At 46.6% G+C, this 14,212-nt stretch carries 16 protein-coding genes; all 16 read right to left on the reverse strand.

Annotation, left to right across the window (positions count from 1 at the left end; all coding sequences use genetic code 11):
• Window positions 1-49 precede the first annotated feature (49 nt).
• Window positions 50-346, reverse strand: coding sequence for a glycine cleavage system protein H (locus D1831_RS05595; protein WP_125071947.1), 297 nt, complete (start codon window positions 344-346; stop codon window positions 50-52).
• 34 nt (window positions 347-380) lie between these two features.
• Entirely contained in the window at window positions 381-1,586 is a 1,206-nt protein-coding gene (locus D1831_RS05600) for an FtsW/RodA/SpoVE family cell cycle protein (RefSeq protein WP_125071948.1), read from the reverse strand.
• A gap of 95 nt (window positions 1,587-1,681) precedes the next feature.
• Window positions 1,682-1,909 (reverse strand): DUF2969 domain-containing protein, encoded by a 228-nt coding sequence (locus D1831_RS05605; protein ID WP_125071949.1) that lies wholly within the window; start codon window positions 1,907-1,909, stop codon window positions 1,682-1,684.
• Window positions 1,893-2,165 carry a membrane protein insertion efficiency factor YidD gene (yidD, locus tag D1831_RS05610; RefSeq protein ID WP_125071950.1) on the reverse strand — a complete coding sequence of 91 codons (273 nt, stop codon included), beginning with the start codon at window positions 2,163-2,165 and terminating at the stop codon, window positions 1,893-1,895. The genes D1831_RS05605 and yidD overlap by 17 nt, the downstream gene beginning before the upstream one ends.
• A 5-nt stretch (window positions 2,166-2,170) precedes the next feature.
• Window positions 2,171-3,172 (reverse strand): rod shape-determining protein, encoded by a 1,002-nt coding sequence (gene mreB, locus D1831_RS05615; RefSeq protein ID WP_125071951.1) that lies wholly within the window; start codon window positions 3,170-3,172, stop codon window positions 2,171-2,173.
• Window positions 3,173-3,246: 74 nt separating this feature from the next.
• Window positions 3,247-3,801 (reverse strand): GNAT family N-acetyltransferase, encoded by a 555-nt coding sequence (locus D1831_RS05620; RefSeq protein ID WP_125071952.1) that lies wholly within the window; start codon window positions 3,799-3,801, stop codon window positions 3,247-3,249.
• A gap of 205 nt (window positions 3,802-4,006) precedes the next feature.
• Window positions 4,007-5,323: a UDP-N-acetylglucosamine 1-carboxyvinyltransferase gene (gene murA / locus D1831_RS05625; protein ID WP_125071953.1), complete on the reverse strand. Its 1,317-nt coding sequence runs from the start codon at window positions 5,321-5,323 to the stop codon at window positions 4,007-4,009.
• A gap of 807 nt (window positions 5,324-6,130) precedes the next feature.
• A complete protein-coding gene (locus D1831_RS05630; RefSeq protein ID WP_125071954.1) occupies window positions 6,131-6,559 on the reverse strand; it encodes a F0F1 ATP synthase subunit epsilon in 429 nt (142 codons plus the stop codon).
• Window positions 6,560-6,570: 11 nt separating this feature from the next.
• Window positions 6,571-7,974 (reverse strand): F0F1 ATP synthase subunit beta, encoded by a 1,404-nt coding sequence (atpD, locus tag D1831_RS05635; RefSeq protein WP_125071955.1) that lies wholly within the window; start codon window positions 7,972-7,974, stop codon window positions 6,571-6,573.
• 19 nt (window positions 7,975-7,993) lie between these two features.
• Window positions 7,994-8,938 carry a F0F1 ATP synthase subunit gamma gene (locus D1831_RS05640; protein WP_125071956.1) on the reverse strand — a complete coding sequence of 315 codons (945 nt, stop codon included), beginning with the start codon at window positions 8,936-8,938 and terminating at the stop codon, window positions 7,994-7,996.
• Window positions 8,939-8,968: 30 nt separating this feature from the next.
• Window positions 8,969-10,489, reverse strand: coding sequence for a F0F1 ATP synthase subunit alpha (gene atpA, locus D1831_RS05645; RefSeq protein ID WP_125071957.1), 1,521 nt, complete (start codon window positions 10,487-10,489; stop codon window positions 8,969-8,971).
• 22 nt (window positions 10,490-10,511) lie between these two features.
• A complete protein-coding gene (atpH, locus tag D1831_RS05650) occupies window positions 10,512-11,057 on the reverse strand; it encodes an ATP synthase F1 subunit delta (protein ID WP_125071958.1) in 546 nt (181 codons plus the stop codon).
• Complete coding sequence (gene atpF, locus D1831_RS05655) at window positions 11,047-11,562, reverse strand: F0F1 ATP synthase subunit B (protein WP_125071959.1); 516 nt, start codon at window positions 11,560-11,562, stop codon at window positions 11,047-11,049. Before atpF ends, atpH begins: the two co-directional genes overlap by 11 nt.
• A gap of 53 nt (window positions 11,563-11,615) precedes the next feature.
• Window positions 11,616-11,828 carry a F0F1 ATP synthase subunit C gene (gene atpE, locus D1831_RS05660; protein WP_003639224.1) on the reverse strand — a complete coding sequence of 71 codons (213 nt, stop codon included), beginning with the start codon at window positions 11,826-11,828 and terminating at the stop codon, window positions 11,616-11,618.
• Window positions 11,829-11,869: 41 nt separating this feature from the next.
• Window positions 11,870-12,586: a F0F1 ATP synthase subunit A gene (atpB, locus tag D1831_RS05665; RefSeq protein ID WP_125071960.1), complete on the reverse strand. Its 717-nt coding sequence runs from the start codon at window positions 12,584-12,586 to the stop codon at window positions 11,870-11,872.
• Window positions 12,587-12,864: 278 nt separating this feature from the next.
• Window positions 12,865-14,145: a uracil-xanthine permease family protein gene (locus D1831_RS05670; RefSeq protein ID WP_125071961.1), complete on the reverse strand. Its 1,281-nt coding sequence runs from the start codon at window positions 14,143-14,145 to the stop codon at window positions 12,865-12,867.
• Window positions 14,146-14,212: the final 67 nt, after the last annotated feature.

Below are 14,212 nucleotides of genomic sequence, written 5' to 3' on the forward strand. Positions count from 1 at the left end.
AATGTACTGAGTATACCCGACCAACATTCTGCTTGTCAAGGGGTGGCGATTAGTCCACGTCGATCAACCAGGCAACCCCGTCTTCCAAGCTGTTTAAAGCGTCAAAGTTGTCCTTTAACGCGGGGTTCACGGCCACTACCGTCCCACTAATGGGTGCGTTAAACTCTGAGACGGCCTTGGTCGCTTCAACACTTAGGAAAGCCGATTTTTGACTAATTTTGTCACCCACGGCGGGTAACTCGGCGTACTTAATTTCACCTAACGCATCGTGAGCCGCTTTCGTTAAACCTAACCGGGTCTGCCCGTTAACGTCCTTAGTCCAAAAATAATTTGCATCTTCACTCATATCCAACACCATGCTTTCCTAGAAATATTTTAACCTATTCAAACCGGTCATTCCGGCTGAACATGTACGACTTGTAATGGTACCGCATCGACATCATTAAGCCGATTCCGGCCATGTTCGCAATCAACGCCGACCCCCCTTGACTAATAAACGGCAAGGGAATCCCGGTCATTGGTAACAGTCCAATACTCATCCCAATGTTTTCAAACACGTGGAACAAGATCATCATGATGACCCCGGTTGAAATGTACGCGTAAAACTCATTCTTAGTATCAAACGTAACCCGGATCATTTGGTAAATCAACAAGAAATACAACAAAATAACGATAGCGGAACCGACGAAGCCGAAGTTTTCACCAATTACGGAGAAAATCATATCGGATTCCCGTACCGGTACGGTCACGTGCGAGACGTTAAACCCCCGGCCGGTAATTTGCCCGGAGCCAATCGCCTTCATACTTTGCCAAACTTGGTACGCGTTGTTGGACGTATCCGTTGACGGATTTAACCAAGTATCAATTCGTGCGAATTGGTACTGCTTAAATCCAATGGCTTCCAAAATATGCCGACCACTATTAGAAATCACCAGGTATAACGCCGTCCCGGCGACCGCAAAGACAATCGCGAAGGTGGGCGCCAGTAACCGCCAAGAAATTCCTGAAACTAAGATCACGCCACCTAAGATGGCAAAGAACACCAGCATCGTCCCGAAGTCGTTTTGGAGCTTCAGTAGAACGGCCACCGGTACCATGTACGCCACTAACTTTCCGATTAACTGCCAATCACCGGCCCGGGTATGGGTCGGGTGCTCGGTATTGTGCATCGTCACGACCCGCCCCATCATTAAAATGAACGCCGGTTTCATGACTTCGGAAGGTTGGAAGGTCAGCGAACCGACCGCAAACCAACTCTTGGCACCAGTACTCTGATACATCGACTTACTATACAACACCAACACGGCTGCTAGCAGGAAAATCCCGAACCAGTAAGCAATCGGGGCGACCCGCCAGAGCTGTTCTGAATCAAACTGCATGATGATGACGGCCAACGCCGTCCCGATGACGAACCACATCACCTGTGAAATAACTTGTTTCGTCACGTTCACAGAACTTGAGTCATGCACGGCGGCAACGTAGATCGAGGCCAACCCGATCAGGCCCAGCATCATCACTGAAAATATGATACCCCAGTCAATTCTTGATTCTTCTTCTTGACCGCGGAGTCTTGATTGTTCTGCCACAAATAACGCTCCTTATTTTAAAAACCTAAGATAAGCTTAATTATACAACAACCTGGCCCCGAGTAAACGGAACCAGGTTGAAGGTTTACTAAAAATTAGCCTTTGTGTAAATGGTAGGCTGACAAAACTTCTTGTAAGCTTTCGTCAAACGATTTACTGTGGGCAAACGGTTGGCTATCGCTCGCCATTTCGGCCTCGTAACGGTCTCCATTTTGAATCACTTGACCAATGATTTGTTTGCCAATTAACACTTCCGTTACGGTTTGGTCGTTGACCTTGGTTTCGTTTAAACTGACGGAAATGGCTTTATCTTTTTTTGACACTTGTACGGTCCTCCCTAAATAGCGGGTTGCGGCGCAACGTAAATTTATCCGGTACCGGGTCCAGGCCCCCCTTAATAAAGGGGTGACAACGTAGGATCCGGGCCAGCCCCATTAGCGTCCCCTTAAACCAGCCAAACTTCTCCACCGCACCAATGGCGTAATTTGAACAAGTTGGTTGGTAGCGACAACGCGCCGGGGTAAACGCAGAAAAGGCCCGCTGATAAAAGCGGATTCCTTTAATTAATAGCCGTTTCATGGGCACTATTTCTTGTTTTTAGCCGTTTTCTGCATGTGTTCGAGTAAAATCCCGGCACCTTGAGCAACGTTGTTCAGCGGGTGTTCAGCAACCGTTACCGGTACCTTCAGGTTTTCACTGATCAACTGGTCTAAGCCGCTTAACAACGCGCCCCCACCAGTTAACGTGATTCCCCGGTCAATAATGTCCGCCGCAATTTCTGGTGGCAGAGTTTCCATGACGTGGTGCGCGGTGCTGACAATTTGCATCAACGTTTCGTGAATGGCTTCTTCAACCTGGTTCGAATCGATATCGATCGAACGCGGCATCCCGGTCACCGTATCCCGGCCCCGAACTTGCATAACCTTATCGTCTTCATCGTCTTGTTTAAAGACCTGAGCAATTTGAATTTTAACTTGTTCGGCACTCCGTTCACCAATCAACAGGTGGTGGTTATCCTTGACGTAGTTGACGATGTCTTGATTCATCCGGTCCCCAGCCATCCGTAGTGAGCTGCTGGCAACGATGTCCCCTAATGATAAGACCGCAATGTCACTAGTCCCACCACCGATATCGATCACCATGTTTCCACGGGGTTGGAAAATGTCCATGCCGGCACCAATCGCCGCGACTTTTGGTTCCACTTCCAAATAGACCTTACTACCACCAGATTTTTCAGCGGCTTGTAAAATCGCCTTACGTTCAATTTCAGTTGTATTCGTTGGGGTACAGATCATGATGCTAGGACGTGACATGATTCCCCGAACGTTTAATTTTTTAATAAAGTACGACAGCATTTCTTCGGTGACGTCAAAATCCGAGATCACCCCGTCTTTTAACGGTCGAATCGCCCGAATATTACTAGGGGTCTTCCCCACCATTTGATAGGCTTCGGACCCTACCGCTAAGACTTGATTCGTGTTGGTATCAATGGCAACCACGGACGGTTCGTTTAACACGATGCCCTTACCCGATACGTAAATCAAAACATTGGCAGTACCCAAGTCAATACCAATATCTAAAGCCATGTTTTTGCTCCTCTCAAACATCCAATATACAACTTGTCATTATACCATACTCAATAGTTGATGCGAAACACGGGCTAATCATCACGCCGTTTCGACCATTCATCGACCGTTAACGAGTAGACCGCTTCGTCACGGTACTTGCCGTTGACCAGAATGTGTTCTGGTAAAACTGCATCCTGGTGATACTGGCGCCGTTCAGCAACCGCACGACTCGCCTGATTAGCCACGTCGGCATTCAGTTGAACTTTGTGCAGGTCTAACTCCGTAAAGGCAATTTCTTCCAACCGTTCGAGGGATTTAGTCATCACACCGTGACCAGTGAAGGCACGCCCGAGCCAGTAGCCAATTTCACCGTGGTGACTGACCGCGTCGATATTATGAATATCGATCATCCCAGCTACCTCACCGTCCACAACAATCGTTGCAATAAAGACGTCACCGTGGGCCTGCTTCGTTAACATCCCCTCAATGAAGTGACGTTCGTCTTGAACCGTTGCGGTGGCGTCCACCCACGGCATCCACGGTTTCAAGTGTTTACGGTTTTGGTCCACCAAATCAAATAATGGTTCGGCGTCGGCAACCTCCGTTGGTTTTAAAGAAATGTGTTTATCAATGATGTTAATGAACATGTGGTTCCTCCTGAATAAATTAGCTAAGGGATTATATATGATTGGCAATGATAATCACCAAAAATGAATTGTTGGTATCGCGGTGGGTGGGTTGTGGGAAACGGATGGGGTGCTAGTTCACCCGGAACCTCACACGCTCCACCAAAAAACCTCCAAAATCGAGTTTATCGCATTTTGAAGGTTTTGTAAGCATTTATTATCTTTTTTATTCCGCCGCTTCGTTGGCAAAGTCTGGATTTAAGGCGTAAACCGTCTCATCCGGTACGTTGATTCGTTTGATCTCCGCTCCCAACTTCTCCAACTTGCCGTGGAAATTGAAGTAACCCCGGTCGAGGTACTTCAAATTCGTAACTTCCGTGTAACCGTGAGCAACCAGACCGGCAATCACTAAGGCCGCCGCTGCCCGTAAATCACTCGCGGCAACTTGGGCACCGTTGAAATTAGTTGGGCCGTACAAAATCACTGACCGGCCTTCAATCTTAAAGTCGGCATTCATTCGGCGTAATTCTTCCAAGTGCATAAAACGGTTCTCAAAGACCGTTTCCGTTAATAAGCTCGTCCCCTGTGCACATAATTGTAAAATGGTCATCTGGGGCTGCATATCAGTTGGAAAACCCGGGTGGGGCATCGTCTTAACCGAAGTAGGCTTCAAGTGTTCCGGTCCAATGACCCGAATTCCATCGGCTTCTTCGATGACCTGCACGCCCATTTCCCGCATTTTAGAGATCAACGGCTTGTTGTGTTCCGCAATAGCGTCCTTTACTAAAACGTTACCGTGCGTCACGGCCGCCGCGACCATGAACGTCCCGGCTTCGATGCGGTCTTGAACCACGCTATGGTCACAACCGTGCATCGTTTTGACTCCTTCGATGCGTAACGTTTCCGTTCCGGCACCGGAGATTTTAGCGCCCATTTGATTTAAAATGTTGGCCAAGTCCACAATTTCGGGCTCACGCGCAACGTTTTCCATGGTCGTCACCCCATCGGCCAACGTGGCCGCCATCATAATGTTTTGCGTTGCACCAACACTTGGAAAGTCCAGGTAAATTTGGGCACCGTGCAAGTGATCCGCCCGGGCTTCAACGTAGCCGTCGTGGCGTTCAATTTCGGCACCTAACGCACTTAAACCTTTCAAGTGGAGGTCAATTGGCCGTGACCCAATGGCACAACCACCGGGCATCGCAACCTTTGCGTGCCCTAACCGCGCCAATAAGGGCCCCATCACAACAATTGACGCACGCATTTTTGAAACGTACTGGAACGGGGCTTCCGCCGAAAGTTCCTGACTCGCATCAATATCGATGGTTTTATTAATTTCATCAAAATCAACTTTAGCATTTAAAAACCGTAAGACGTTATTCATTGTGAACACGTCTGATAAAACTGGTACATTTGATAAGTGCGTTTGCCCACTGCTGGCAAGTAACCCCGCAGCCAAGATGGGTAACACCGCGTTTTTAGCGCCTTCAATACGAACATTTCCCGTCAAACGTTGACCGCCATGAACAACAATTTCCTCCATGGATAACCCTCCATCATCAAGCGATTATAAACAAACAAGTTCCGTGAGATTTCGGATTGCGTAAAAAAATAGGTTAAAAGCCAACCTAATTGAATCGTTACTAAATCAAGTTACGATCATGGGACGGGCACCGTGCACCGGCACCTCGATGAGCAATCCAAATTTTAAAATCAACAACCGGGCTAAAACGTTAAGGTGACTGTTTTTTTAGTATTACCAGACGCTTTAGTTCCACCGGTTCCTAATCATCATAACATAGAACCCTTCTGAATAAATATTACATTTTACAATTTTGTTACAATTCCATCACAATTCCTAATTACTTATGATTGGTTAACTAATTAGATATCTAAGCACTTTTATTCATTCATTTTTTACTCATTTCGAGGGCAAATCTTTGCATACGATTCACAACTGTTGAGGCCTAAACAACCGGTCTAGACGGCACAAGTTACCTCTCATTACCCAGATTTAAACGCATCATTATTGGGGACCGTACTGCATATTATTCCAATGCCAAATGAAAATATTCGCTGGTGATTACATTAGCGGGCCATTATTATTACAAACAGATGGCGTCAGTGTAACAAGCGGGGCCACCCTTCCCAGCCAAATCCAAGGCCTGTTCAAACCCGACTAACGCCCGAAGTACCATGCAAAAATCACACTTTACCCATCTTAATTGCTGAAGCGTGCTCAGCTAAACTGGGTTTGGGGTTAGCGTCACGCCCAACCCGTTTGGGCGTCCCACTTTTAACCGCAAAAAAAGCACCCGCCATCTTGACGGGTGCTTTACAGGATTTACTTTTAACGATGCGCGACGTGTAATCGGTTCATCGCCCGCCGCAATGCGACTTGGGCCCGCGCTAACTCAGCATCATCGTGCTTTTGTTGCGCTTCTTGAATCCGACTTTCCGCCCGCTTCCGCGCATTTTCAGCCCGGGCAACGTCAATGTCATTTTGACGTTCAGCACTGTCGGCCACAATGGTGGCAACGTTATCGCTGAACTCAACGAAACCACCGTTAACGGCAATTTCATCGTCTTCCTGATCACTTTCGAGTTGCTTGATCCGAACTTCATCGATTGCTAGCGAAGCAATCACAGGAATGTGGTTTGGTAAAATCCCGAGTTCACCGTTAATCGTTCGAACGATCAACATTGGTGTTTTATTCTCATAGACCTGACCGTCTGGAGTTACGATGCTAACGGTTAATGATTTTGCATTGTCAGCCATTGAAACCCCTCCTAATCAGTTACCATCGATTTCGCTTTTTCGACGACGTCTTCGATCTTACCAACTTGACGGAATGCGTCTTCTGGTAGGTCATCGTATTTACCTTCAAGGATTTCTTTGAAGCCCTTAACGGTGTCTTTAATTGGAACGTACGAACCAGGTTGACCCGTAAAGTTTTCGGCAACGAAGAAGTTTTGTGATAAGAAGAATTGAATCCGCCGTGCACGTGCAACGGTCGTCTTTTCTTCGTCAGACAATTCGTCCATCCCTAAAATTGAGATAATATCTTGCAATTCACGGTACCGTTGCAAGACCCGTTGAACTTCGGTCGCAACTTCGTAATGTTCTTGACCCACGATTGATGGATCCAAGGCAATTGATGAAGAAGCTAACGGGTCAACGGCGGGATAAATCCCTTGTTCAGTCAATGAACGTTCCAAGTTGGTCGTTGCGTCCAAATGGGCGAAAGTCGTTGCTGGTGCCGGGTCGGTATAGTCATCGGCGGGCACGTAAACGGCTTGAATTGAAGTAACGGAACCCTTCTTAGTTGAAGTGATTCGTTCTTGTAATTGACCCATTTCAGTAGCTAACGTTGGTTGGTAACCAACGGCTGAAGGAATCCGACCAAGTAAGGCGGAAACTTCAGAACCAGCTTGGGTAAACCGGAAAATGTTATCAATAAATAACAGCACGTCTTGGCCTTCAACGTCCCGGAAGTATTCCGCAATCGTTAACCCGGTCAAGGCAACCCGCATCCGGGCACCCGGTGGTTCGTTCATTTGACCATAGACCATGGCGGTGTTCTTAAGAACTCCCGACCCCTTCATTTCGAAGTAAAGGTCGTTACCTTCACGGGTCCGTTCACCAACACCGGTGAAAACGGAAATCCCGTTATGTTCTTGGGCAATGTTATGAATTAATTCCTGAATTAAAACGGTTTTACCAACACCGGCACCACCGAATAACCCAATCTTACCACCACGAACATACGGTGCTAACAGGTCAATAACTTTAATCCCAGTTTCCAGAACTTCCGTACTGGTTGTTAATTCATCATACTTGGGCGCATCCCGGTGAATCGGGTTACGTTCAGCATCTGGACCGAATTCTGGACCACCATCAATGGTTTCCCCTAAAACGTTAAATACCCGGCCTAACGTCTCTTTACCAACGGGTACGGTGATTGAAGAGCCAGTGTCTTCAACGGCCATGCCCCGACGTAAACCGTCCGTACCATCCATTGCGACGGTCCGAACAACCCCGTCACCTAATTCCAACGAAACTTCAACCGTTAAGGTCTGATCGTCGTCTTTATGAATGATCAAGGCGTTGTTAATATCCGGTAACTTGTCGTTTAGAGAGAATTCAACGTCGACAACGGGTCCAATAACTTGTACAACTTTACCTGTACTCATTAGTCGTTAATTCCTCCCACTATTCTTGCGCAACCAAACCACCAGTGATTTCAGTAATTTCAGTGGTAATAGCAGCTTGACGCGCACGGTTATATTTCAGATTTAAACGATCGATTAAATCGCCAGCGTTATCTGATGCGGCCTTCATCGCCGTTGACGATGAAGCGTGTTCGGCAGTCTTGGCATCCAAGATTGCACCATAAACCAAACTTTCAGCGTATTGTGGCAGTACGGCCGACAAAATTGCTTCTTCGGATGGTTCCATTTCATATTCGGGACCAACGTCGACCCGACTGTCCTTGGCTTTACGGTTATCCTTTTCGCTTTGTGCAAAGGTTTCTTCGGAAATTGGCAACATTTTAACTGCCCGGAATCCAGAAGAAAGCCGGTTGATAAAGTGGTTATAGAACACGTAAAGTTCGTCAAAGACTTCGTTATGGTACATCGAGGTGACTGTCTTAACGATTTCACGAACTTCTTTAAAAGTTGGTACGTCGGAAACGCCGCGGTATTCATACGCCACGTTTAAACCATTCTTCTTATAAAAGTCCGCGCCAGTACCACCAACCGCCAAAACAACGGCGTTATCAGCGTTCAAGTCGTGGTCGCGCATAAAATCGTTCGTCTGTCGTAAGACGTTACTATTATAGCTGCCCACGAGCCCCCGGTCGGAGGTGATCACTAATAAACCAGTCTTTTTAACGGGACGTTGTGCCAATAATTCGCTCACCGAGATGGTGTTGGAATTACTATTAGGCACACCGGCACTGGATGACATCAGATGAGCTTTGGCTAGATGTGACACAATGCTCTCAACCTTGGAAGCATAGACCTGATACGTCGTCGTGTGTTTTTGAATCTGGTTCAACTTGGCCGTTGAAACCATTTGCATTGCGGACGTAATTTGGTGGGTCTTCTTAGTTGAGTCAATGCGGCGCTTAACATCCATTAATGATTCTGCCATGCACTACTCACCATCCTTTTCAGCCATTAATTACTTAGCAGTGGCAGCGGTTGGCTGGAACTGCGCTGCAAATTCATCTAAGGCCGCGTTCAACTTGTCAGTGTCTGGTAACTTGCCAGTTGAGGTAACGGCATCAAACAGGTCTTGATGATTAGAGTGAAGAAAATCAAATAATTCTGATTGGTAACGAGCAATGTCGGAGACTTCAATCTTATCAACATAGCCGTTCGTCAAAGCGTACAGAATCATGACTTGTTCTTCAACCTTTAATGGTGAATGAACGGGTTGTTTCAGCACTTCCACGATCCGTTGCCCACGGTTTAACTTAGCCTGCGTTGCTGCATCCAAGTCAGAACCAAATTGTGAGAAGGATTCAAGTTCGTGATATGAGGCCAAATCCAAACGTAAAGTCCCAGCAACGGACTTCATCGCTTTGATTTGAGCATCCCCACCAACCCGGGAAACCGAAGCCCCGGCATCAATCGCTGGCCGAACCCCGGAATAGAAGGAATCACTATCCAAGAAGATTTGACCATCGGTGATGGAAATAACGTTGGTTGGAATATAAGCTGAAATGTCCCCAGCTTGCGTTTCAATGATTGGCAAGGCCGTCATTGAACCACCACCCAATTCATCACTCAACTTAGCGGCACGTTCGAGTAACCGTGAGTGCAGGTAGAAAACATCCCCAGGATAAGCTTCACGACCCGGAGGACGACGAAGAATCAGTGAAAGTTCACGGTAAGCCGTTGCTTGTTTTGAAAGGTCATCGTAGACAATCAAAACGTGCTTGCCGTTAAACATGAACTCTTCACCAATCGCAGCGCCGGCATACGGTGCCAGGTAAAGTAACGGGGCTGGTTCGGAAGGACCGGCCGTTACAACGATGGTGTAATCCATCGCACCTAACTTTTTAAGCGTTTCAACTTGTGCCCGTACCGTTGAATCCTTTTGACCAATGGCGACGTAGACACAAATCATATCTTGGTCTTTTTGGTTTAAAATCGCGTCGATTGCGACGGAAGTCTTCCCAGTCTTACGGTCACCGATAATCAATTCACGTTGACCACGACCAATTGGAACTAAGGCATCAATGGCCTTGATCCCAGTTTGTAGTGGTTCGCTAACGGATTGCCGTTGCATAATCCCAGGTGCTTTATGTTCAATTGGCCGCGTGTTCGTGGTCTTAATTTCACCTAAACCGTCAACTGGTTGACCTAACGGGTTAACGACCCGACCAATCATGGCGTCCCCAACGGGAACTTCCATGATACGACCGGTCCGCTTAACAGTATCGCCTTCACGAATACCATCAAAATCCCCTAAAACAACGATACCAACATCGTTGCTTTCGAGGTTTTGGACCATCCCATAAACCCCGTTACTGAATTCGAGCAATTCGCCTTGTAAGGCGTTGTCGAGTCCGTGTGCCCGGGCGATCCCATCACCAACGTAGGTGACAGTACCGGTTTCAGCAACTGAGAGCTCAGTCTGGTAACTTTCTAATTGTTGTTTGATTAGAGCACTGATTTCTTCAGATTTAATGCTCATAAAAGTTTCACCTCTTCGTAAACTAATTGTTGATGAGTGCTCGTCTTAAATTCGTTAATTGCAACGCAACGCTACCATCAAACGTTTGATTATTTGATCGTACAATTACGCCACCAATGATTGCTTCGTCCACTTTACGGGTCAAAACAACCTTTTTTGCGCCAACGCGTTGGGCAAACGCCGCTGCAATGGCATCAGCTTGCTCATCGGACAACTTGACCGCAGACGTTACTTCGGCATGCACTATTTTCTGACTTTCATCAAAACGTGCTTCAAACGCGTCGACAATGTCGACTAAGTTCGACATGCGGCCGTAATCATACAACATTTGAATAAAGTTTTTAATGTATTCGGAAGCATGGTCAGTCAAAGTTGACAACGTGGCCTGTTTTTGATCAACCGGAAGCAATGATCCTGATAGGACCTCTGCCAATTGCGGATTGTCGACAAAGACTTGCCGTAATTGCTTTAACTCCGTCAGGAAAGCTTCCGTCTGATCCTTTTCAACTGCAAGCTCAAAGAGGGCCTTTGAGTATCGGTTTGCAATTGTAAGTTTATCAAGACTCATGCTTTCCCAACCCTTCAATATACGAATTAATTAATGCCTGTTGGCCTTCCGGATCTAACTGCTTCTTAATGATTTTTGAAGCAATTTCAACCGAAATGTCAGCAACGTCGGATTGGACGTTTTTCAAGGCATCTTGACGCTCCTGTTCAATATCCTTACGTGCGTTTTGTTTGTATTGCGTTGCTTCGTTTTGCGCGTCAGCAACGATGGTTGCCCGTTGCTTTTCACCACTCTGCTTTGCGTCAGCAACAATGTCACTGGCTTCGCTTCGTGAGTGTGATAAGGCTTCGCGCCGTTGATCAGCTAAGTCGCTGGCTTCTTGCCGGGACTTTTGCGCTGAATCAATGTCGTTGGCAATCTTATCAGCCCGTTCGCCCATCATCTTGCTGACGGGGTTCCAGGCAACTTTAGCAATCAACGCCATTAAAACGATAAAACTAATTGCAACAAACAACATATCGCCAAGGTATAAACCGGATGCACCGATAATTAAATGCGAGAGCATCTAATGACACCTCCTTCTTTCATTTTCATTAAAATGAACTCGTTGACCAATGATTACTTGTTCATAACCATCAAGGCAACAACGAAGGAAATGATAGGCATTGATTCAATTAACCCAACACCGATGAACATGTTAGTCCGTAATTGTCCAGATAATTCTGGTTGACGGGCCATACCTTCAAGCATCTTCGAAATAACCAAACCGTTACCAATACCAGCACCTAAAGCGGCACCAAACATAGCAATACCTGCAGCAATTGCTCCCATAATCTGTGTATCCTCCTTAAAATTAAAAAACAAGAAATTTTTTATTCCTCAGGCGAAACTTTTTGAGAAATATAAACTGAAGTCAAGGTGACAAACACGAATGCTTGAACACTCCCGATAAATACTGAGAACCCTTGCCAAAGAAATTCAATTGGGAAGGCGTAGACGTAACTAAACCAACTACCACTTCCGGTTGCCAAACCTGCAACCTTGGTCAACAACATTTCGCCGGCAAAGATATTCCCGAACAACCGGAGTCCTAACGTTAGGAAGTCGGTAAACTGTTCGAAAATGTTGATCGGCAAGAACACGAGGAACGGTGAAGTGTAATCTTTAAGATAACCCTTCATACCTTTCTTTTGTACCCCAGCAGCATGCGCTAACGCCACTGTCATAAACGATAACGTCAAGGTCACGATTGGATCTGCGGTCGGACTCTTGATATACGTATATTGACCAACCTGGACGTGAATAAACAACCCCAGTTGGTTAGCGACGAAGATGAAGAGGAACAACGTGAACGCGTATAACCCAAAGTGGCCCGCGTCATTACCCTTGATTGAACCCTTGACAATGCCATTCGTGAACTCGATGAGCCACTCCAGCACATTTTGTCCACCCTTGGGCTTAAGCGTAATGTGTCGCGACAATAAGAACACAACCAAGAACACGATCAAACACGTTAGCAAGATCGAAATGTCGTTCGCGATGTTAAACGTTAGTCCAAGAAATTGGAATGTAGGAACTGGATCACCCACTGAATATCACCTCTTTCCTTTAATTTCAGGTGCCACGATAACCTTAACCTGTAACCAACACAACGTCAATTTTATCGGAATCTGAAATGGTAGACTAGGGTCGCCCCTAATCAAAATACAATGGTAATAATACCACCACCGTCTAAAAATTTCAAAATAATTTCATGTTTTGATCATCACGTAAAAATCCCACGATATCAAGCTTTCAATCAACTTTCACACCGTGAGATTTTCATAAAGTCCCTCAAATTTTCAATTCTTACAACTAGTGGTTGCGCTTACTCTTCGTTGGCCGCGTTCTTCGGCAAGATCAGGTTCATTAGAATTCCTAACACGGTTGCGACCGCCAGACCACTAAACTGGAAAGTATTGATCTGCAAATAGGCATTCCCAATCCCAATAACCAGCACGGCCGACGCGATCATCAAATTCCGCTTCTTATTGAAATCAATCTGATTATCAATCAGGATCCGCATCCCGCTCGAGGCAATCACCCCGAACAGTAAGAAACTGACGCCCCCGATAACTGGTGACGGAATACTTTCAATTAGCGCGGACAACTTGCCCACAAAACTGAAAACAATTGCGAAAAACGCCGCCCCGGCCAACACGTAAATACTGTGGACTTTCGTAATCGCCATCACACCAATGTTTTCACCGTATGACGTCACGGGCGGGCCCCCAACGAAACCGGCAATGATTGAAGCGGTCCCGTCACCAGCCAAGGTGTGGTTTAAACCGGGATCCTTGAAAAAGTTGCGTTTAGTTAGTTTGTTTAACACCATGATGTGTCCCATGTGTTCCGACATGGTGACAAACGCAATCGGGGCCATACTAATTATTGCGCCCCAATACACACCGGGGTGGTACGTGACAAACGGGATCTGAAATTTTGGCAATGCAAACCACGGTGCGGCTAACACCGGCGCAAAGTCAACGATGCCCGCAACGACCGCTAGTAAGTAACCACAGACGATCCCAAGTAAGATGGGAACCAAACTCATGAACCCCTTTAAAAACATGTTAAAGGCAATCGTCAACAACATCGTCCCCATGGCAACTAAGAAGAAACGAATATCGTAAGTGTTGCCGTTCATCGTGGCATCCTTAGCGGCGGTGCCGGCTAACGACAAACCAATCACCATCACGATTGGTCCCACGACGATTGGCGGAAGGGCCTTGTCGATCCACTCCGAACCAATCGCGGTGACCAACAGACTCACTAACAAGTACACGCAACCAACGGCAACGGTCCCCTGTGCAATGGCCGGATACCCCTGAGTTTTCATTAGTGACTGCATGACTACTACGAACGAAAAGCTGGAGCCCATGTACGCTGGAATCTTGTGGCGGGTAATCAGAATATACATTAACGTTCCGACCCCGGAACTAAATAACGCAATCCCCGGATTTAACCCGACTAAAATTGGGACTAACACGGTGGACCCAAACATGGAGAACAGGTGTTGGATCGATAGACCTAACCAACTGCCGAACTTTGGCCGGTCATGAATGTCTAAGACCGCTTCGTCATTATGAAACGCCGTTTTCTTTGTCATAACGCACCCCTTCGTTTAAATAATTGCAAAGAAAAAACAGCCCACCACTCAAAGTGGCCGGGCTGTC

This window comes from Lactiplantibacillus garii, assembly GCF_003885105.1.
Taxonomy (GTDB): Bacteria; Bacillota; Bacilli; order Lactobacillales; family Lactobacillaceae; genus Lactiplantibacillus; species Lactiplantibacillus garii.